The organism is Streptomyces sp. (assembly GCF_031181705.1).
Classification (GTDB): Bacteria; Actinomycetota; Actinomycetes; order Streptomycetales; family Streptomycetaceae; genus Streptomyces.
In genome coordinates, this window is record NZ_JAPSKN010000039.1 from 19,961 (window position 1) to 39,325 (window position 19,365).

Below are 19,365 nucleotides of genomic sequence, written 5' to 3' on the forward strand. Positions count from 1 at the left end.
GCGGGCATGGCCGGGACACGGGTGAAAGCACGTGGTGAGTCGTTGCTCGCCGAGCGGTTCGCGGTGTTCGCGGAGGCGTTGCTGACCGGTGTGTGGATCGCGGTGGCCTCGCTGGGCGTGGTGACGTACCCGGCGGCCTTCGCCGCCGGGGCGCGGCACCTCAGGCGCCGCACCGCCCACGAGGGCGGCGGTCTGCGCGAGTTCGTCGCCGACTTCCGCACGGCCCTGCGCCGCGGATGGCTCGTGGGCCTCGTCGGGTGGGCGGCGGCGGTCGCGGTGTGGGTGGACGTCCAGGCGGCCCGGGCGGGAATTCCCGGCGGGCCCGTGGTCGGGGCTCTGGGGGTCCTCGCGCTGATCGGGCTCGTCGTGGCCGGGCTGCGCGCTTCGGCGGTCTGGGAACCGGGCGCCCGCTGGCGGACGCTGCTCGCGCACGCCGGGCGGCAAACCGTGCTGGATCCGGCCGGCTCCTTCCTGATCGTCGCCGGGCTGGCCGTGGTGCCGCTGTCCGCGTGGTTCGCCACGCCGCTGGCGATCCCCGTCCTCGGGGCCGTCGCGGCGGCGGCCGTCGCCGTGGAGGAGCGGTACCGGCACCACTGACGGCGGTCCCCGCCCACCCAGGCCGGCGCCCCGGGCGCCGCGCCTCTGTCTGTCATGCCCCTGACCAGAACACGCGCACGGATTCCCATCCCGCACGGACGAGGAAAGGCAGCAACCCCTATGTCTCCCATCCCCCGCAGATCCCTCCTCAAGGCCGCCGCCGTCGCCGGAGCCGCCGCCCAGTTCAGCTGGGCGCTGGGGGCGCAGGACACCCACGCCGCGCCCGCGGCCGAGCCCGCCGGGGCCGGCCCGGTGGTTCTCGACTGGCTGGAGGACGGCGGCCTCGGCGCCGCCCCCGGCTCCACCGTCGGCGTCCCCTGGCCGAAGGGCGCCTACCAGGAGGACCAGACCTTCGCGCTCACGGACGCGGACGGCAAGGCCGTGCCCGTGCAGTCGTGGCCGATCGCGTACTGGCCCGACGGCTCCCTCAAGTGGACCGCGCACGCGGTGGGTTCGGGCAACGGCAAGCTCACCCTCGCGGCCGGCGCGCCCGCCGCGCCCGAGAAGAAGGTGACCGTCGATCAACGCGGCGGCACCATCGACATCTCGACCGGCGTCATCACCGTGAGGATCGGCAAGTCCGGCTCCACGCTCGTCAAGTCCGTCACCCGCGGCTCGACCGAGATCGCCCGCAACGGCCGCCTGGTGCTGATCCGCCAGCCGGAGTTCGAGGACGAGGACCAGGGCACGGTCAGGACCGAGCGCTTCGACGGCGTCCTCTCCAAGGTCCAGGTCGAGCAGGAGGGCCCGGTCCGGGCGGTCGTCCGCATCGACGGCAGACACCGCAAGGGCGACCGCAGCTGGCTGCCGTTCTCCGTCCGGCTCTACTTCTACGCGGGCGCCGACTCCTTCCGCATGGTGCACACCATCACCTACGACGGCACCCAGAAGCCGGGCAAGGCGTCCGGCGACTTCGTCCGCGGCCTCGGCGTCCGCTTCACCGTGCCGATGCGCGACGAGTCCTACGACCGCCACGTCCGCATCGGCGGCGACGGCACCGGCCTGCTGCGCGAGGCCGTCAAGGGCATCACCGGGCTGCGCCGCGATCCGGGCGCGGCCGTGCAGGCGGCTCAGTACGAGGGCAGGAAGCTGCCCGACCCGGCCACCTGGGACCAGCGGGTCACCACCCGCCTGCAGTACATCCCCGAGTGGGGCGACTACACCCTCTCCCAGCTCTCCGCCGACGGCTTCACCGTGCGCAAGCGCACCAAGAAGGGGTACGGCTGGATCGGCGCGGGCGGCGGCCGGCGCGCCTCCGGATTCGGCTACGTCGGCGGCGTGAGCGGCGGACTCTCCTTCGGTCTGCGCGACTTCTGGGAGAAGTTCCCCGCCCAGCTCGACATCCGCGACGCCCACACCGACGCGGCCGAGGTCACCTTGTGGCTCTGGTCCCCCGAGGCGCAGCCCATGGACATGCGCTTCTACCACGACGGCATGGGCCAGGACTCCTTTCCGGAGCAGCTCGAAGGCCTCAACATCACCTACGAGGACTACGAGCCCGAGTTCGGCACGCCCTACGGCATCGCCCGCACCTCCGAGCTGCTGTTCTGGGCCAACGCCTCCACCCCGAGCGCCGAGACGCTCGCCGGGCAGGCCGAGGCCGTCCGGGTCCTGCCGCAGCTCGCCGCCCCGCCGAAACAGCTCATCGAGGCGGGCGTCTTCGGCAAGGGCCTGTTCGCCGAGCCCGACCGGTCCACCCCGGCCAAGGCGAGGATCGAGGACCACCTGGACTTCCTCTTCACCTACTACAAGGACCAGGTGGAGATGCGCCGGTGGTACGGCTTCTGGGACTACGGCGACATCATGCACACCTACGACACCGTCCGGCACCAGTGGCGCTACGACGTCGGCGGCTACGCCTGGGACAACTCCGAGCTGTCCCCGGACCTGTGGCTCTGGTACGCGTACCTGCGCTCCGGCCGCGCCGACGTCTTCCGCTTCGCCGAGGCCATGACCCGGCACACCGGCGAGGTCGACGTCTACCACCTCGGCAAGTGGGCGGGCCTCGGCACCCGGCACGGGGTGCAGCACTGGGCCGACAGCGCCAAGCAGCAGCGCATCGCCAACACCACCTACCGGCGCTACTACTACTTCCTCACGGCGGACGAACGCGTCGGCGACCTCATGCACGCCAACGTCGACTCCGACGAGACGTTCCTCGCCCTCGACCCGCTCCGCAAGATCCGCACCGAGCCGTACACGCCCGACCGGCACGCCCTGTCGATCGGCTTCGGCACCGACTGGAGCGGGCTGGTGTCGGCGTGGCTGACCGAGTGGGAGCGCAGGGGCCCCAAGTGGGAGAAGGCCAGGGCGCGTGTGCTGTCCACGATGGAGACCATCGCCGCCCAGCCCAACGGCTTCGTGCAGGGCAGCGGCCTGTACGACCTGGACACCGGCAGGTTCGCCGTCGCCGCCCAGCCCAAGGTGGAGGTCTCGCACCTGTCGGCCGTCTTCGGCCTCAACGAACTGTGCGCCGAGCTCATCGACCTCGTCGACATGCCGGAGTTCAAGGAGGCCTACCTCGACTACTGCCGCTACTTCAACGCCACCAAGACCGAGCAGGCGGCCCGCTACGGCAGCAACTTCGGCTCCCTGATCCTCTTCCAGGGCCATTCGCGCCTCGACGCCTACGCCGCCGTCCTAAGCGGCGACGAGAAACTCGCCCGGCGCGCCTGGGACAAGTTCTACAACTCCGACGGCTACAAGGAGTCCGCGCCCTGGAGGACCGAGAAGCTCAGCGGCCCGCTGACGCTGGTGCCCGGCAGCGAGGCGCCCTGGGTCTCCACCAACGACACCTCGCTGTACGGCCTCGCCGCGATCGAGAATCTGGCCCTGCTCGGCGACAGGATGCCCTGACCGGCGGCTAGTTCATCCTCCCGAGGGCCTCCCGCATCCGCCGGACGTCCCGGATCCGCTGCTCGTACGTCGCCCCGAGTGCGAGCAGCAGGAGCCCGGCGAGAGCGGGAGGCGCCCAGCGGGGGAGTGCCCCGGTCACCTGCACGACGTACGGGGCGAGTTCGTGCAGCGTGACCAGGGTCAGCACCGCTCCGCCCAGCACCAGCGGTGCCTGGAGGTGGTGCCGGGCGCCCAGCAGGGTCACCAGCAGCGCCGCCGCGCCCAGCAGCAGCGGGCGCGTCCAGTGCGGATCGGCCCAGGTCGCGACCAGGCTGGGCAGGAGGGTGGCGGCCAGTCCGGCGCCGTACGCCGTCCAGGACGTGACCCGCGGGTCACGGCGCCGGCGCAGGGCGCCGACGAGCAGGGCCGGGACGGTCACCGGGAGCGTGTACGCCTCGGGCGCGGACACGTCCCAGGCGGCCAGGCGCACCCACGCGGCCAGCACGAACAGGGCCGTGGCCGCGTAACCGACGGGCCGGCGGCCGGGACGCAGCGCGGTACCCGCGGCGATCACCCCGCACAGGGCCAGCACCAGGGCGAGCAGCGGCGGGTCGGTGACGGCGAGGCCCGCGGCGAGCAGGCCGGTCGCGGCGGCGGCGACCTCCACCGCCACGACCGTCCGGCGCTCGACCGGACGCGCCGCGAGCAGGGCGGCGACCGCGGGAACGGCCAGGACCAGCAGCGCCGTACGGGCCGGTGGCCAGTTGGCCGCGGCGCCCGTGGCCGAGGCCAGCGCGGCGGCGTACACCAGGGCGGCCGGAGCCGTGAACGGAGTGAGTGCCGTCCGCCAGGAGAACGCGGCGAGCAGGGCCGTCAGCACGGACAGCACGACCAGCGTCGCGGTCCGGGCGGCGAGGGAGAGCAGGGTGAGGTCGACGGCCGTGACCAGCGCGAGAACGAGGGCGGTGATCCGTGCCTCGGCCGCGGTGGTCCGGGCCGTGTGCAGCGCGGCCGCCGTCAGGACGGCCAGGACCGACACCCCCGCGGCGTACGGAACCGTGAGGATCGCGGGAAGCGACAGCGCCGCCGCCCAGAGGAGACCCAGCGCACCGAGCCGGGCGCGTGACCGCCACTGCTCCTTGCGGACCACCAGCGCGAGCACGACCGCGACCAGCAGCAGCGCCACCGGAGTCGTCGCCGCGTCCGACGGCCAGGGCGCGTCCACGGTGACGGCCGCCCGGGCGTCCGACGGCGCACCGCTCCACACCCGGCCGAGCCACCCGGCCGGACCCAGCACCACCAGGGCGAGGACCGGCAGCGTCCCCAGCAGGGCCAGCCCCTGCACGACGGCAGAGGCCCAGACCCAGCCGCGCCGCACCGCGTCCGGCAGCCGCACGGCCCGCAGCGCCCCCAACAGGGCCACACCCAGGACCAGATGGACCGGGACCACCCACTGCGACGGCACCACCGTGCGCGGCACCGCGCCGAGCGCCGCGACGGTGAGCAGCCCCGAGGTGATCGTCAGGCCGAGCGTGTGCGCCGTACCCGAATCCCGCCGGGCCGCACCCAGCGCGATCCCCGCCGCGAGCAGGAGCAGCACCCCCGCCCGGGCGGCCGCGCCCGGACCGTCGGCCGTCACGGACAGCCACCCGGCGCCCAGAACGCCCCAGCCCCCCGTGCCGTAGGCGCCGACGACCGCCGTGACCCGCACGGACACGGCCGTCACCCGGAGCGCCGCGACCGCGTCGAGTCCGGCGGTCACCAGCAACGCCGCCGTGACGGCATGCGGTCCCGCGTCGGCGGCCACGGCCCACAGCAGCAGCGGGAGCTGCGCGGCCGCCAGCGCGGAGGGCAGCGGCAGCCGCAGTGCCGCTGTGACCGGCAGCCGGCCGTACACCGCCCAGACCACGGCCAGTACCGCCGTGGCGGCCGCCGCGTACCCGGTCCCGCCCGTCCGGGCGAGGGCCGCCTCGTGCAGGGCGTACGCGTCGAGGACGGTCAGCGCCAGCCCGAGCCCCGCCACCGACTCGGCCGTCGAGCGCAGCCCCCGCTTGAGGAGCGGAACGGGCACCGCGAGCGCGGTCAGCGTCACCGCGCCGAGCACCAGCGCCCGCCCGGTGATGCCCATGTGTCCCCAGCTGACCAGCGTGAACACCGCGGCCGCGAGCGTGAGCAGGACACCGCCGAGCACCAGGAGCACGTTCTGCACGCTGGGCGCCGCCGCCTCCGGGCGGGGCGGTGGCGCGGACGGCGTCCGCGGGTGCGCCCAGGGCCGCGACGGTCGTTGCGTCTGCTGCAGGGCCGCGACCAGCCAGGCGCGGCGGGTCAGCAACTGGGCCCGGCGGGCGTCCAGTTGTCGGAGTTCGGCGTCGAGGAGCCGTAGTTCCTCGGCCGGGGGCGGAAGGTGCGTCATGACACGCAGTGTGTCCCGCGTCACCGCGCCGGGCATGAGCGCGGATACTCAGGCGCGTACTCAGCCGGACCCTCCCCCGAGTGGGCAGACTGCGGACATGGACTGGAACCATTACCGCTTCCGCAGCCTGTGGACCCTGCCCGAACCCCCGACGGCCGTGTACGAGGTGCTGCGGCGCCCCGAGGACTACCCGCGCTGGTGGCGCCAGGTCCGCGAGGTGACCCGGCTCGACGACACCACCGGGGTGATCCGGATCCGTTCCGTCCTGCCGTACGACATGACCTTCACGGCGCGCGAGGTGCGGCACGACCCCGGGGACGGGGTGCTGGAGATCGCCGTGTCCGGGGACATCGAGGGCTGGGCGCGCTGGACGGTCACACCGCGCGGGACGGGCAGCCTGGCGCGGTACGACCAGGTGGTGAGCGTCACCAAGCCGCTGCTGAGGCGGTTCGCCGTACCGGGACGGCCCGTCTTCCGCGCCAACCACGCCCTGATGATGAGGTCGGGGCGGCGCGGACTGCTCCGGCACCTGCGAACGGTTTGAAGGAAGCGCGCCGGGACCTGTATTGTTCAGTGCGTTCCCGGGCGATTAGCTCAGTGGGAGAGCGCTTCGTTCACACCGAAGAGGTCACTGGTTCGAACCCAGTATCGCCCACCGGAAACAGCCGGTCCGCCGCAGGCGGACCGGTTTTTTCATGCCCGCCCGGTGCCGCCGGCGCTGTCCCGTGCCGCGTGCTCAGGCCGCCGCGGGCAGGTCCGGGCGCAGCGGCCAGGCCGGATCGACCGCCTCGTCCACGCCGCTGCGCGCGAAATACGCCTGCAGGCCCCGGGCCTGCGCCGCGTGCCAGACCGCCTGCAGCGTGTGCAGCTCGCCCGGCGCGAGACGCTCCAGCCGGGACGCGAACCGGCGGCCCACCGCCCGGGTCACCTCCAGCGCCGCCACGGCGTCCGCCGCCGCGTCGTGCGCGCCCTCCAGCGCGACACCGTAGTGCGCGCACAGGTCGGCCAGGGTGCGGCGGCCCTTGCGGTAGCGGTCCAGGTGCTTGTCCAGAACCCTCGGGTCGAGCACCAGCAGCGGCGCCGACTCGAACCAGCGGCCGAGCGCCGAGGCGCGGTGCCGGCGCAACTCCCGGTCCAGCACGGTGAGATCGAAGGGGGCGTTCATCACCACGACCGGACGGCCGGCATGGGCCTGCTCGGCCAGCGCCTCGGCTATCTCGTACATCACCGGCGCCGGCCACCGGCCGTTGCGCTGCAGGTGTTCCTCCGTCAGCCCGTGCACCGCCGTCGCCTCGGCGGGCACCGGCACTCCCGGGTTCACCAGCCACCGGCTGACCCGCGGCCGCATGCCCGGGGCGTCCTGGACGACGACGGAGGCCGACACGATCCGGTCGGTCTCGACGTCCACGCCCGTCGTCTCCGTGTCGAAGGCGGCCAGCGGCCCCTCGAACCAGCACGTCGTCATAGCCACACAACCCCTCGTTCACCTTCGGCAGTTGACATACCGTCCGCTGCCCGATCCGGTGATACCCGCCCTGTTTGCGCCGTACGCCGGAAGGAGACAACAGGAGTACGGGTCGCCGCAGTTCAGCGGCCCGCAGCGGGGACTCACTTGTTCTGGAAGGCTGTTGGGCCATGGCCATAGCGCAGCCCGAACGGGGCGGGCTGCTGCCCGGAAGCGCGGCTGCCCCTCGCGGCTCTCTCGCCACCACCGCCTGCATGGAGACACTGCAGGTCGGCTATCTGCACGCCGTCGCGGCGGCCGCCGGCTGCTCGCTGTCCCAGCCCTTCCCCGACAACGGCATCGACTGGCACGTCAGCCACAGCGCACCCGGGCACACGGTCGACGACGAGGTCACCATCAAGGTGCAGCTCAAGGCGACCTACCAGGTGCCGCCCCACCCCCCGGGCCACGCCTTCTCCTTCACGCTCGACAACGACCACCTGGCCAAGCTCGCCCGCACCCCCGTGTCCGTGCACAAGATCCTGGTGGTGATGCTGGTGCCCCGGTCGCAGGACGACTGGCTGCGCGCCGGCCACGACCGGCTCGACCTCAGGCACTGCTGCTACTGGACCAACCTCGCCGGCCACCCGATCACCGGCCGCCGCCGCACCACCGTGCGCATACCGACAGCACGCATCTTCGACGACCGGGCGCTGTGCGAGATCATGACGCGGGTCGGGACGGGAGGAAGACCGTGACGCACCGCCCGACCGGAGAACCGGCGAGGCCCGTCCGGCCCCACCCCGAGGACACCCCCTGGAGCGGCCCACCGCCCGAGCCCGGCGCGGTCGACCCGGCCGTACTCGGCGCCCTGCTGCGGCGGCACGGCTGGCAGCGCCGCGGCGGCGCCCCCGGACGGTACGGCCGCTGGACCCCGCCCGGGCCGGGCGGCGGCACGAGCCTGCTGGTGCCCGAGAGCCACGCCTTCCCCGACAGCGACGACCTGCTCGCCGAGGCCCTGCTCGCCCTCTCCCGCAGCGGCTCGCCCTCCGCCCGCGAGGTGCTCGTCTCCCTCGCGGTGCCCAGCGACGAGATCCGCTGGTGGCAGGAAGTGCCCGCCGGGCCCGCGGGCGCGGCGCCCTGGACCGCCGAGGAACGGCTGCGCACCGCCGCCCGCCGGATGCTGCTCGCCGCGGCCCTCGCCACCCGCGCCCGGACCGGCTACCACGGCGCCCGCCACCGCCGCGCCGCCGCGGCGGCCCTGGAGGGCGTCCTCGTCGGCTCCGCCACCGGCGGCCGGCTCACCGCCTTCGTGCCCGTCACCGGCGGCCGCCCCCTCGCCGTACGCCTCCACCAGGCCCTGTTCGCCGCCCGCGAGGCCATCGACTACCAGCGCGCCACCGGCGGCATGGACGTCTTCGACGCGGCGGTCGAGGCCGGGGTGAGCCACGAGCTCACCGAGTCCCTCGTCGCCCTCGTCCGGGGCACCGAGGGCGCCCGGATCGCCGTCGCCTGGGCCCCGGCGGCCGGGGTGCCCGAGGGGTGCGCGCCCACCGCCGAGCCCGTCGAGTTCTCCCCCGGCGACCTGCCCGCGCTGCGCGAGGCCGGTGCCCGCTACCTGCGCGAGGAGCCCGCCGTACCGGTGCGGATCACCGGAGCGGTCACCCGGATGCGCCGGTCGGGACCGCGCGGCGAGGGCACCGTACGGCTGCGCGTCCTGGCCGGGGCCGACGTGCCGCACGTCCGGATCGCCCTCGACGAGGAGGCGTACCGGATCGCCGGGCACGCCCACCTGGTCGGGCTGCCGGTGCGGGTGCACGGCAGGCTGGAGAGCCGGGGCGGATTCCGCCGCCTCACCGGCGCCCACGGCGTCGCCCCCGTGCAGGTCGACGACGCCGAGCGGGACCGGTTGCTGAAGGAGCTCCAGGAGAACCTCGACTTCTTCGAGGAGGCCTGCGGAGGGGACTGCGGGGACTGATTTCGCCCCGGGCGGTCCCGGGTCGGTACGATCCTTACTCGTGCGTGCGCTCCGGTATGGCGCCGCAGCCCCCTTCAGTCAGGAGAGACCGGTGTCAGACGTCCGTGTGATCATCCAACGCGATTCCGAGCGGGAAGAACGCGTGGTGACGACGGGCACTACGGCCGCCGAGCTCTTCGCCGGCGAGCGCTCGATCATCGCCGCGCGCGTGGCCGGTGAGCTCAGGGACCTGTCGTACGCGCTGTCTGACGGCGACGAGGTCGAGGGCGTCGAGATCTCCTCCGAGGACGGCCTGAACATCCTGCGCCACTCCACCGCGCACGTCATGGCGCAGGCCGTGCAGGAGCTCTTCCCCGAGGCCAAGCTCGGCATCGGCCCGCCCGTCAAGGACGGCTTCTACTACGACTTCGACGTCGAGAAGCCGTTCACGCCCGAGGATCTCAAGGCCATCGAGAAGAAGATGCAGGAGATCCAGAAGCGCGGGCAGCGCTTCTCCCGCCGGGTGGTCACCGACGACGCCGCCCGCGAGGAGCTGGCGAACGAGCCGTACAAGCTGGAACTGATCGGCCTCAAGGGCTCCGCGTCCAGCGACGACGGCGCGGACGTCGAGGTCGGCGCCGGCGAGCTGACGATCTACGACAACCTGGACGCCAAGACCGGCGAGCTGTGCTGGAAGGACCTCTGCCGCGGTCCCCACCTGCCCACCACCCGGAACATCCCGGCGTTCAAGCTGATGCGCAACGCGGCCGCCTACTGGCGCGGCAGCGAGAAGAACCCCATGCTCCAGCGCATCTACGGCACCGCCTGGCCGACCAAGGACGAGCTGAAGGCGCACCTGGAGTTCCTCGCCGAGGCCGAGAAGCGCGACCACCGCAAGCTGGGCAGCGAGCTCGACCTGTTCTCCATCCCGGAGCAGATCGGCTCCGGCCTCGCCGTCTTCCACCCCAAGGGCGGCATCATCCGCCGGGTCATGGAGGACTACTCGCGGCGCCGCCACGAGGAGGAGGGCTACGAGTTCGTCTACACCCCGCACGCGACGAAGGGGAAGCTCTTCGAGACCTCGGGCCACCTGGACTGGTACGCCGACGGCATGTACCCGCCCATGCAGCTCGACGAGGGCGTGGACTACTACCTCAAGCCCATGAACTGCCCGATGCACAACCTGATCTTCGACGCGCGCGGCCGCTCCTACCGCGAACTGCCGCTGCGCCTGTTCGAGTTCGGGACCGTGTACCGGTACGAGAAGTCGGGCGTGGTGCACGGCCTGACCCGGGCCCGCGGCTTCACCCAGGACGACGCGCACATCTACTGCACGCGCGAGCAGATGTCCGAGGAGCTCGACAAGCTGCTCACGTTCGTGCTGGAGCTGCTGCGCGACTACGGCCTGACCGACTTCTACCTGGAGCTGTCCACCAAGGACCCGGAGAAGTTCGTCGGCTCCGACGAGGCCTGGGAGGAGGCGACCGAGACGCTGCGCCAGGTCGCCGAGAAGCAGGGCCTGCCCCTCGTCCCGGACCCGGGCGGCGCCGCCTTCTACGGGCCGAAGATCTCCGTCCAGGCCAAGGACGCCATCGGCCGCACCTGGCAGATGTCGACCATCCAGCTCGACTTCAACCTGCCGGAGCGCTTCGACCTGGAGTACACCTCCGCCGACGGCTCCAAGCAGCGCCCGGTCATGATCCACCGCGCGCTGTTCGGCTCCATCGAGCGCTTCTTCGCGGTGCTCCTGGAGCACTACGCGGGCGCCTTCCCGGCCTGGCTGGCCCCGGTCCAGGCGCTCGGCATCCCGATCGGCGACGCGCACGTCGAGTACCTGGAGAAGTTCGCCGCTGCCGCCCGGAAGCAGGGCCTGCGGGTCGAGGTCGACTCCTCCTCCGACCGGATGCAGAAGAAGATCCGCAACGCCCAGAAGCAGAAGGTGCCCTTCATGGTCATCGCGGGCGACGAGGACATGTCCCAGGGCTCGGTGTCCTTCCGCTACCGCGACGGCTCGCAGGAGAACGGCATCCCCTTCGACGAGGCCATCGCGAAGATCCAGAAGGTCGTCGAGGAGCGCGCGCAGGTCTGATCGCACGGCGCACGGGCCCCCGGGGCGATCCCCGGGGGCCTTTGCCGTCCCCCCAGTTCGACGCCATATGCTGCACTGCATGACGAGTGAGCCGGAGCAGCAGCTGGGAGTGGGGACGCAGGACGCGTTCCAGCGTCTGTGGACGCCCCATCGGATGGCCTACATCCAGGGCGAGAACAAGCCGACCGGCCCGGGCGCCGGCGACGGCTGCCCCTTCTGCTCCATCCCGGCCAAGTCCGACGAGGACGGGCTCGTCGTCCGCCGCGGCGAGCAGGTCTACGCGGTGCTCAACCTCTACCCGTACAACGGCGGGCACCTGATGACCGTGCCCTACCGGCACGTCGCCGACTACACCGACCTGACGGCCGCGGAGACCGCCGAGCTGGGCGAACTCACCAAGCAGGCGATGACGGCCCTGCGCACCGCCTCCGGCGCGCACGGCTTCAACATCGGCATGAACCAGGGCTCGGTCGCCGGCGCGGGCATCGCGGCGCACCTGCACCAGCACATCGTGCCGCGGTGGGGCGGGGACACGAACTTCATGCCGGTGGTGGGGCACACGCGGGTGCTGCCGCAGCTGCTCGCCGACACGCGGAAGATGCTGGCGGAGGCCTGGCCGAGCACCTGAGCCCGGCGGTTCCCGTCAGCCCGCCCGGCGCTCGCGGACGAGGCCGTGCGGGCCGACGCGGGTCCGGGGGCGGGGCCCCCGGGATCCGCTGACGATCGACTACGCGTCGTACACGTCCGCCTTCTTCGGCGAAGCCTCCTGCACCGCCCCGCTGAGCGCCGCCGACCGCGCCCCGAACTTCTCCACGTTCACGCCGTTCTCCCGCAGCACCTTCAGCGCGGCGGCGTGCACCACCCGCAGCACCGGCGTCGCCGCCCGCAGCGCGTCGTCCGCCATGAACCGGTGCCGCCACGGCTGGTCCGCCCACGCGTGCCGCAGACCGAACGGCTCGGGCAGCGTCAGGCTCCCGCCGAGCCAGTTCAGCAGCGGCGGGTACCAGGTCAGCGGGGCCCGCGCGGCCAGCCGGACCACCTCGTCGGCGTCGATCAGCGGGAGCTTCACGGTGCGGGTCTCCCAGAAGCGGAGTGCCTTCTGCACCGTCTTCTCCCTGGCCGCGGGCTTCTCGTTGAACAGGGAGTTGACCGGGCCCAGGGCGTGACCGGTGACCTCGATGCGCAGCGTGTCGTGCAGCACGGTCACCGTGATCAGCATCGTGATCACCAGGTGGCCGTCCCACAGGGTCCACTGCACGCCCAGGTAGTGCCGGTCGCCGCTGCCGAACTGCTGCTTGTTGCAGATCTCCTGTACGGCGTGCGTGCGCACCGTGTACGCGTCGACGTCCGTGCCGCTCGGCCGGGACACCTCCGTCGCCTTCTCACCGATCGGCGTGACGACCCAGTGCGTGATGGTCGGCTTGGGGAAGCCGCCGGTGTTGATGGACGTGCGTTCCAGCATGCCCAGGCCGCCCTGGATCGCCACGATGACGTCCCAGCTGCGGAAAGGGTGGAAGTCCTTGCCCGGCTCGGCGGAGACCAGCTCCTCGGCCAGCTGCCAGCTGCCCCAGCGCGTGCCCATGCCGAGGATGCCCTTGGGACCGGCGTAGAAGGCCGAGTTGGAGCGCTGCTCGGCGGCGAGCCGGGCCAGCTCCTTGCGGACCTGCTCGGCCGCGTCACCGGGCGTGCCCGGCACCGCCTCGGGGATCTTGGCGCCGACGCCACCGCCGGACAGCAGGCTCGACCAGCGATCGCGCAGGTCGCGGGCCGTGCGCTCGCAGATCTGCTTGGCCCAGAACCAGCCGACCACCGGCATGACGATCGCCAGGCGTCCGTACCACCCCCAGAATCCGGTGAACGGCATGCGCAGCAGGAACAGCACCGCGAGCGCGCCGACGGCGATCAGCAGCGTCGTGGCGAGGGCGCCGGCGCGCTTGTCCTCCCGTTTGGCCATGGTGGTGCGCAGGGTGAACACCAGCAGCCACACCAGGAAGCCGGGCAGGAAGAGCACCCCGCAGATCACCGTGATCGCCGAGAGCATGTTGTCGCGGTCGCGGCGGATGCGGTGCGCCGCCAGGCAGTGTTCCACCACGACCTGCGGCTCGATGCCGAACGACTGGATGACCGGCTTGCGCCCGGCTCCCAGCATGCGGTCGATGATCGCGCGGGAGAAGGCCTCACCGAACCGGGGGCGGAAGATCTTCGCCCAGGGGCGCGGCGGGCTCACCTTCGACTGGTGCCACTCGTTGTCGGCGTTGAGGATCTTGGTGACCTCGTCGTCCCGGTATGCCGCCGCGGCCAGCGCGTAGGTCGCCGCCGTCTGGCCGCTCGCGCCCGCCACGGGCACCTGGGCCCCGGGACTGAAGTCGAATCCGTCCGTCACTGCCGCCCCCATCGCTGCCGCATCTGCATCTGCGGCCTTCCCGACTTCCGCGCTCCGCACACCTGTTGATCAGGTCATCAGCGTATCGGCACGCACCGGCGGCCGTCGGCGGACGGCCCGCAAGCCGTCCGCCGACCCGGAACGGGGCCCTCAAGGGGGCACTTGGAGGCGCCGGGGCGCCAACTACGAGGCGGCGCGCGCCTCTTCGCGCACCCGGTCCGCGACCTGCAGCGGCATCGGCTCGTGGCGCGCGTAGCGGCGGCTGAAGCGGGCCGTGCCGTGGGTCATCGACCGCAGGTCGATCGCGTAGCGGCCGATCTCGATCTCGGGCACCTCGGCCCGGATCACGGTGCGCCCGCCCGGTGTCTGCTCGGTGCCCAGCACGCGGCCGCGCCGGCCCGACAGGTCACTCATCACGGCGCCCACGAAGTCGTCGCCGACCAGCACCGACACCTCGGCCACCGGCTCCAGCAGATGGATCTTCGCGTCGGTGGCGGCCTCCCGCAGCGCCAGCGCCCCGGCCGTCTGGAACGCGGCGTCGGAGGAGTCCACCGAGTGCGCCTTGCCGTCCAGCAGCGTCACGCGCACGTCGATCAGCGGATGCCCGGCGGCGACCCCCTTGGCGGCCTGGGCCCGTACGCCCTTCTCCACCGACGGGATGAACTGCCGGGGCACCGCGCCGCCGACGACCTTGTCCACGAACTCGATCCCGGAGCCGCCCGGCAGCGGCTCGACCTCGATCTCGCAGATGGCGAACTGCCCGTGCCCGCCGGACTGCTTGACGTGCCGGCCCCGCCCGGCCGCCCTGGTCGCGAACGTCTCGCGCAGCGACACCCGGTGCGGCACGACGTCGACCTGGACGCCGTAGCGGCTGCGCAGCCGCTCCAGGGCCACGTCCGCGTGCGCCTCGCCCAGGCACCACAGGACCACCTGGTGGGTGTCCTGGTTCTGCTCGAGCCGCATCGTCGGGTCCTCGGCCACCAGCCGGGCCAGCCCCTGCGACAGCTTGTCCTCGTCCGGTTTGCTGTGCGCCTGGATGGCCAGCGGCAGCAGCGGGTCGGGCATCTGCCACGGCTCCATGAGCAGCGGGTCGTCCTTGGCGGAGAGGGTGTCGCCGGTCTCGGCGCGGCTGAGCTTGGCCACGCACGCCAGGTCGCCGGCGATGACGTGCGACACCGGGCGCTGCTGTTTGCCGAAGGGCGTGGACAGCGCGCCGATCCGCTCGTCGACGTCGTGGTCCTCGTGGCCCCGGTCGGCCAGCCCGTGCCCGGAGACGTGGACCGTCTGGTCGGCGCGCAGGGTGCCGGAGAAGACGCGGATCAGCGACAGCCGGCCCACGTAGGGGTCCGAGGACGTCTTCACGACCTCCGCGACCAGCGGCGCGTCCGGATCGCACGGCTTGAGCTCGCGCGGCTCGCCGTCGATCGTCGTGACCCGCACGGTCTCGTGCTCCAGCGGGGTCGGGAAGCCACCGGTGATCAGCTCCAGCAGCTCCACCGTGCCGAGCCCCTGCCGGGCGCCCTCGACCGCGGGGGCGGCGGCCAGGACCGGGAAGAAGACCCCGCGCGCCACGGCCCGCTCCAGGTCGTCGATCAGGGTCCTGACGTCGACCGGCTCCCCGCCGAGGTAGCGGTCCATGAGGGTCTCGTCCTCGCTCTCCGAGATGATCCCCTCGATCAGCCGGTTGCGGGCCTCCTCGATCAGCGGCAGCTGGTCCTCGCCCGGCTCCGACTCCTTGCGCTCGCCGGTCGAGTAGTCGAACAGCTTCTGGGACAGCAGCCCGATCAGCCCGGTCACGGGTGCGTGCCCGTCGGGCGCCTGCGGGCCGTGCAGCGGCAGGTAGAGCGGCAGGACCGCGTCGGGATCGTCCGCGCCGAAGGCCTCCGCGCAGATCCTGGTCATCTCCTCGAAGTCGGCGCGCGCCGCCTCCAGGTGCGTCACGACGATGGCCCGGGGCATCCCCACGGCCGCGCACTCCTCCCACACCATGCGCGTCGAGCCGTCCACGCCGTCGGAGGCCGAGACGACGAAGAGGGCCGCGTCCGCAGCCCGCAGACCGGCCCTGAGCTCACCGACGAAGTCGGCGTATCCGGGGGTGTCGAGGAGGTTGACCTTGATGCCGTCCCACTCGACGGGCACCAGGGAGAGCTGGACCGAGCGCTGCTGCCGGTGCTCGATCTCGTCGTAGTCGGAGACGGTGCCGCCGTCCTCCACGCGGCCCGCCCGGTTCACCGCCCCCGCGGTCAGCGCGAGGGCCTCCACCAAGGTCGTCTTTCCCGATCCGGAGTGGCCGACCAGCACCACATTCCGTACGGACTGGGGGTGGTCGGCCGCCTGTGCCCTGCCGGCGGCTCCGGGGTGTGTCTGTGCCTTGTCGCCCATGATCCTGCCTCCCGTGCACGGTGAGGTCACTGGGGGCGCGGACAGCCGGAGCCGCGTGCGGTGCGGCTCCGGCGACGCCCGCGGTCTTTCGACCTTCCCACTGTCGTCACGGTGCGTCCATACGAACGACGTCACCCCGCCGCCCACCGGGGCCTCGCGGGTTCCCCCGAAAGGGGTCCGGGTGCCCGTCCCTCGCCGTCACGCGCGCGTGGCTACGATGGGCCAGCCGGTGGCCAGCAGGGGCCAGACGGCGACACCGACCCTCGGGAAGGCCATGCTGAACAAGTACGCGCGTGCATTCTTCACGCGTGTCCTCACACCGTTCGCCGCGTTTCTGATCCGCCGGGGCGTGAGCCCCGACACCGTCACGCTCATCGGCACCGCCGGGGTGGTCGCGGGCGCGCTGGTCTTCTATCCCATGGGCGAGTTCTTCTGGGGCACGGTCGTGATCACGCTGTTCGTGTTCTCCGACCTCGTCGACGGCAACATGGCCCGCCAGCTGGGCCGCTCCAGCCGCTGGGGCGCCTTCCTCGACTCCACGCTCGACCGGGTCGCCGACGGCGCGGTCTTCGGCGGCTTCATCCTCTGGTACGCCGGCGGCGGCGACGACCTGGTGCTGTGCGCCGTGTCGATCTTCTGCCTGGCCAGCGGGCAGGTGGTGTCGTACACCAAGGCCCGCGGTGAGTCGATCGGCCTGCCGGTCGCGGTGAACGGACTGGTCGAGCGCGCCGAGCGGCTGGTGATCTCCCTGGTCGCGGCCGGCCTGGCCGGCCTGCACGCGTTCGGCGTCCCGGGCATCCAGTACCTGCTGCCGGTCGCCCTGTGGATCGTCGCCGTGGGCAGCCTCGTCACGCTGATCCAGCGGGTCGTCACGGTCCGCAGGGAGTCCGCCGAGGCCGAGGAGGCGGCCGCCGCCGCGCAGGACGATGATGGCGAGCAGCACAACGCCTCACACGGGAGCGAGGCGGCCACGTGAGCGCCCAGGACCGACTGACGGACGCGCTGTACGGCCTCGGCTGGAGCACGGTCAAGAAGCTGCCCGAGCCGGTGGCCGTGACGCTCGGGCGCACCATCGCCGACGCCGCCTGGAAGCAGCGCGGCAAGGGCGTACAGCGCCTGGAGAGCAACTACGCGCGCGTGGTGCCCGACGCGAGCCCCGAGCGCCTCGCCGAGCTGTCCCGCGCGGGCATGCGGTCGTATATGCGCTACTGGATGGAGTCCTTCCGCCTCCCCGCCTGGAGCAGGGAACGCATCGGGGCGGGCGTCGATGTCAAGGACCTGCACTACCTGACCGAGGGCATGGCCGCCGGCAAGGGCGTGATCCTCGCCCTGCCGCACCTGGCCAACTGGGACCTCGCCGGGGCCTGGCTCACCACGCACCTCGGCATCCCGTTCACCACGGTCGCCGAGCGCCTGAAGCCCGAGACGCTCTACGACCGGTTCGTCGCCTACCGCGAGGGCCTCGGCATGGAGGTGCTGCCGCACAGTGGCGGCAGCGCCTTCGGCACCCTGGCCCGGCGGCTGCGCGACGGCGGCCTGGTCTGCCTGGTCGCCGACCGCGATCTGTCCTCCTCGGGCGTCGAGGTCGGCTTCTTCGGCGACACGGCCCGGATGCCGGCCGGACCGGCCCTGCTCGCCCAGCACACGGGCGCCCTGCTGCTGCCCGCCACCCTGTGGTACGACGACTCGCCCGTCATGCGCGGCCAGGTCCATCCACCGGTCGAGGTGCCCGAGTCAGGCACGCGCGCCGAGAAGACGTCGGTCATGACACAGGCGCTGGCCGACGCCTTCGCCACCGGGATCGCCGACCATCCGGAGGACTGGCACATGCTGCAGCGCCTGTGGCTCGCGGATCTCGACGCCGCGAAGGGGCGCCCGTGAGGATCGGCATCGTCTGCCCCTACTCCTGGGACGTGCCGGGCGGGGTCCAGTTCCACATCCGCGACCTCGCCGAGTACTTCCTCCGCCTCGGCCACGAGGTGTCCGTCCTGGCCCCGGCCGACGACGACACCCCGCTGCCGCCGTACGTCGTCTCGGCCGGGCGCGCGGTGCCGGTGCCGTACAACGGCTCGGTGGCGCGGCTGAACTTCGGCTTCCTGAGCGCGGCGCGGGTCCGGCGCTGGCTGCACGACGGCGCGTTCGACGTGATCCACATCCACGAGCCGACCTCGCCGTCGCTGGGCCTGCTGGCCTGCTGGGCCGCCCAGGGCCCGATCGTGGCGACCTTCCACACGTCCAACCCGCGCTCCCGAGCGATGATCGCCGCCTACTCGATCCTCCAGGCCGCCCTGGAGAAGATCAGCGCCCGGATCGCGGTGAGCGAGTACGCCCGCCGCACGCTCGTGGAGCACCTCGGCGGGGACGCGGTGGTGATCCCCAACGGCGTCGACGTCGGCTTCTTCGCCGAGGCCGAGCCCAAGGCCGAGTGGCAGGGCGACACGATCGGCTTCATCGGGCGCATCGACGAGCCCCGCAAGGGCCTGCCGGTGCTCATGAGGGCCCTGCCGAAGATCCTCGCCGCCCGGCCGCAGACCCGGCTGCTGGTCGCCGGGCGCGGCGACGAGAAGGAGGCGGTGGAGTCCCTGCCCGTCGAGCTGCGCCCCCGCGTGGAGTTCCTCGGCATGATCAGCGACGAGGACAAGGCCCGCTTCCTGCGCAGCGTCGACCTGTACGTGGCGCCCAACACCGGCGGCGAGAGCTTCGGCATCATCCTCGTCGAGGCCATGTCCGCCGGCGCGCCCGTCCTCGCCTCCGACCTGGACGCCTTCGCCCAGGTCCTGGACCGGGGAGCGGCCGGTGAGCTCTTCCCCAACGAGGACGCCGACGCCCTCGCCGACGCGGCCCTGCGCCTCCTGGACGACCCCGGGCGGCGCGCGGAACTGCGCGACCGGGGCAGCGCCCATGTGCGCCGCTTCGACTGGTCGACCGTCGGCGCGGACATCCTCTCCGTCTACGAGACGGTGACGGCAGGCGCGGCAGCGGTGGCCGAGGACGAACGGACCACGGGGTGGTGGGGCCGGCTGGGCCTGACACGGGACTGACCCGGGTCGACCGGCGAGAGCCACTGAAGCCTTGCCGAAGCGGAGTTGCCTGGGGGAGGGCGCTGTTGACGACGGGCGTTATGGCGCGCCGCCGGGTGGCTCCGCTCGACCGAGGTTCGCCGCGGCTGCCGGGCGGCACGGGACGCGGAGCGGGGCCCCGGCGGCACAGGATGCCCGCGGGGCTCGGCGGCGTGGGACCCACACCGGGTCCGGGCGGCGCGGGA

Annotated in this window: 14 protein-coding genes and 1 tRNA gene; 11 read left to right on the plus strand and 4 right to left on the minus strand. The window is 72.8% G+C overall.

Features of this window, described 5'->3' with window-relative positions; translation table 11 throughout:
* The first annotated feature begins 6 nt into the window (after nt 1–6).
* Together RIN80_RS10970 and RIN80_RS10975 are read left to right on the plus strand one after the other, a co-directional pair.
* A complete protein-coding gene (locus RIN80_RS10970; protein ID WP_309095352.1) occupies nt 7–597 on the plus strand; it encodes a hypothetical protein in 591 nt (196 codons plus the stop codon).
* 120 nt (nt 598–717) lie between these two features.
* The gene (locus RIN80_RS10975; RefSeq protein ID WP_309095353.1) at nt 718–3,453 is read left to right on the plus strand and encodes a Tat pathway signal sequence domain protein; all 2,736 of its coding nucleotides are present in this window, start codon (nt 718–720) and stop codon (nt 3,451–3,453) included.
* A gap of 7 nt (nt 3,454–3,460) precedes the next feature.
* Here the strand turns inward: RIN80_RS10975 and RIN80_RS10980 are convergent, their stop codons facing one another.
* Nucleotides 3,461–5,881, minus strand: coding sequence for an SCO7613 C-terminal domain-containing membrane protein (locus RIN80_RS10980; protein ID WP_375141664.1), 2,421 nt, complete (start codon nt 5,879–5,881; stop codon nt 3,461–3,463).
* A 61-nt stretch (nt 5,882–5,942) separates the two neighbouring features.
* Here RIN80_RS10980 and RIN80_RS10985 point away from each other — a divergent pair, with 61 nt between their 5' ends.
* Complete coding sequence (locus RIN80_RS10985) at nt 5,943–6,389, plus strand: SRPBCC family protein (RefSeq protein WP_309095355.1); 447 nt, start codon at nt 5,943–5,945, stop codon at nt 6,387–6,389.
* A 39-nt stretch (nt 6,390–6,428) separates the two neighbouring features.
* Nucleotides 6,429–6,500 (plus strand) — tRNA-Val (locus RIN80_RS10990).
* 81 nt (nt 6,501–6,581) lie between these two features.
* Here RIN80_RS10990 and RIN80_RS10995 read toward each other — a convergent pair.
* A complete protein-coding gene (locus RIN80_RS10995) occupies nt 6,582–7,310 on the minus strand; it encodes a 3'-5' exonuclease (RefSeq protein WP_309095364.1) in 729 nt (242 codons plus the stop codon).
* Nucleotides 7,311–7,480: 170 nt separating this feature from the next.
* Here RIN80_RS10995 and RIN80_RS11000 point away from each other — a divergent pair, with 170 nt between their 5' ends.
* The 4 genes from RIN80_RS11000 to RIN80_RS11015 all read left to right on the plus strand — a co-directional run bounded on the left by RIN80_RS11000 (nt 7,481) and on the right by RIN80_RS11015 (nt 11,963).
* Nucleotides 7,481–8,047, plus strand: a complete 567-nt coding sequence (locus RIN80_RS11000) for a DUF4365 domain-containing protein (protein ID WP_309095356.1) — start codon at nt 7,481–7,483, stop codon at nt 8,045–8,047.
* Nucleotides 8,044–9,267, plus strand: a complete 1,224-nt coding sequence (locus tag RIN80_RS11005; RefSeq protein WP_309095357.1) for a hypothetical protein — start codon at nt 8,044–8,046, stop codon at nt 9,265–9,267. Before RIN80_RS11000 ends, RIN80_RS11005 begins: the two co-directional genes overlap by 4 nt.
* Nucleotides 9,268–9,358: 91 nt before the next feature.
* On the plus strand, nt 9,359–11,335 hold the full coding sequence (gene thrS, locus RIN80_RS11010; protein WP_309095358.1) for a threonine--tRNA ligase: 1,977 nt from the start codon (nt 9,359–9,361) through the stop codon (nt 11,333–11,335).
* Nucleotides 11,336–11,402: 67 nt separating this feature from the next.
* A complete protein-coding gene (locus RIN80_RS11015; RefSeq protein ID WP_309095359.1) occupies nt 11,403–11,963 on the plus strand; it encodes an HIT domain-containing protein in 561 nt (186 codons plus the stop codon).
* A 99-nt stretch (nt 11,964–12,062) separates the two neighbouring features.
* Here the strand turns inward: RIN80_RS11015 and RIN80_RS11020 are convergent, their stop codons facing one another.
* A complete protein-coding gene (locus RIN80_RS11020) occupies nt 12,063–13,730 on the minus strand; it encodes a hypothetical protein (RefSeq protein ID WP_309095360.1) in 1,668 nt (555 codons plus the stop codon).
* 171 nt (nt 13,731–13,901) lie between these two features.
* Nucleotides 13,902–16,100: an elongation factor G-like protein EF-G2 gene (locus RIN80_RS11025; protein WP_309095361.1), complete on the minus strand. Its 2,199-nt coding sequence runs from the start codon at nt 16,098–16,100 to the stop codon at nt 13,902–13,904.
* Between the two features lie 217 nt (nt 16,101–16,317).
* Here RIN80_RS11025 and pgsA point away from each other — a divergent pair, with 217 nt between their 5' ends.
* The 3 genes from pgsA to RIN80_RS11040 are packed head-to-tail and all read left to right on the plus strand — an operon-like array spanning nt 16,318 to nt 19,141.
* Nucleotides 16,318–17,076, plus strand: a complete 759-nt coding sequence (gene pgsA / locus RIN80_RS11030) for a phosphatidylinositol phosphate synthase (protein ID WP_309095365.1) — start codon at nt 16,318–16,320, stop codon at nt 17,074–17,076.
* Nucleotides 17,073–17,981 (plus strand): phosphatidylinositol mannoside acyltransferase, encoded by a 909-nt coding sequence (locus RIN80_RS11035; RefSeq protein WP_309095362.1) that lies wholly within the window; start codon nt 17,073–17,075, stop codon nt 17,979–17,981. Before pgsA ends, RIN80_RS11035 begins: the two co-directional genes overlap by 4 nt.
* Nucleotides 17,978–19,141 (plus strand): glycosyltransferase family 4 protein, encoded by a 1,164-nt coding sequence (locus tag RIN80_RS11040; protein ID WP_309095363.1) that lies wholly within the window; start codon nt 17,978–17,980, stop codon nt 19,139–19,141. Before RIN80_RS11035 ends, RIN80_RS11040 begins: the two co-directional genes overlap by 4 nt.
* Nucleotides 19,142–19,365 lie beyond the last annotated feature (224 nt).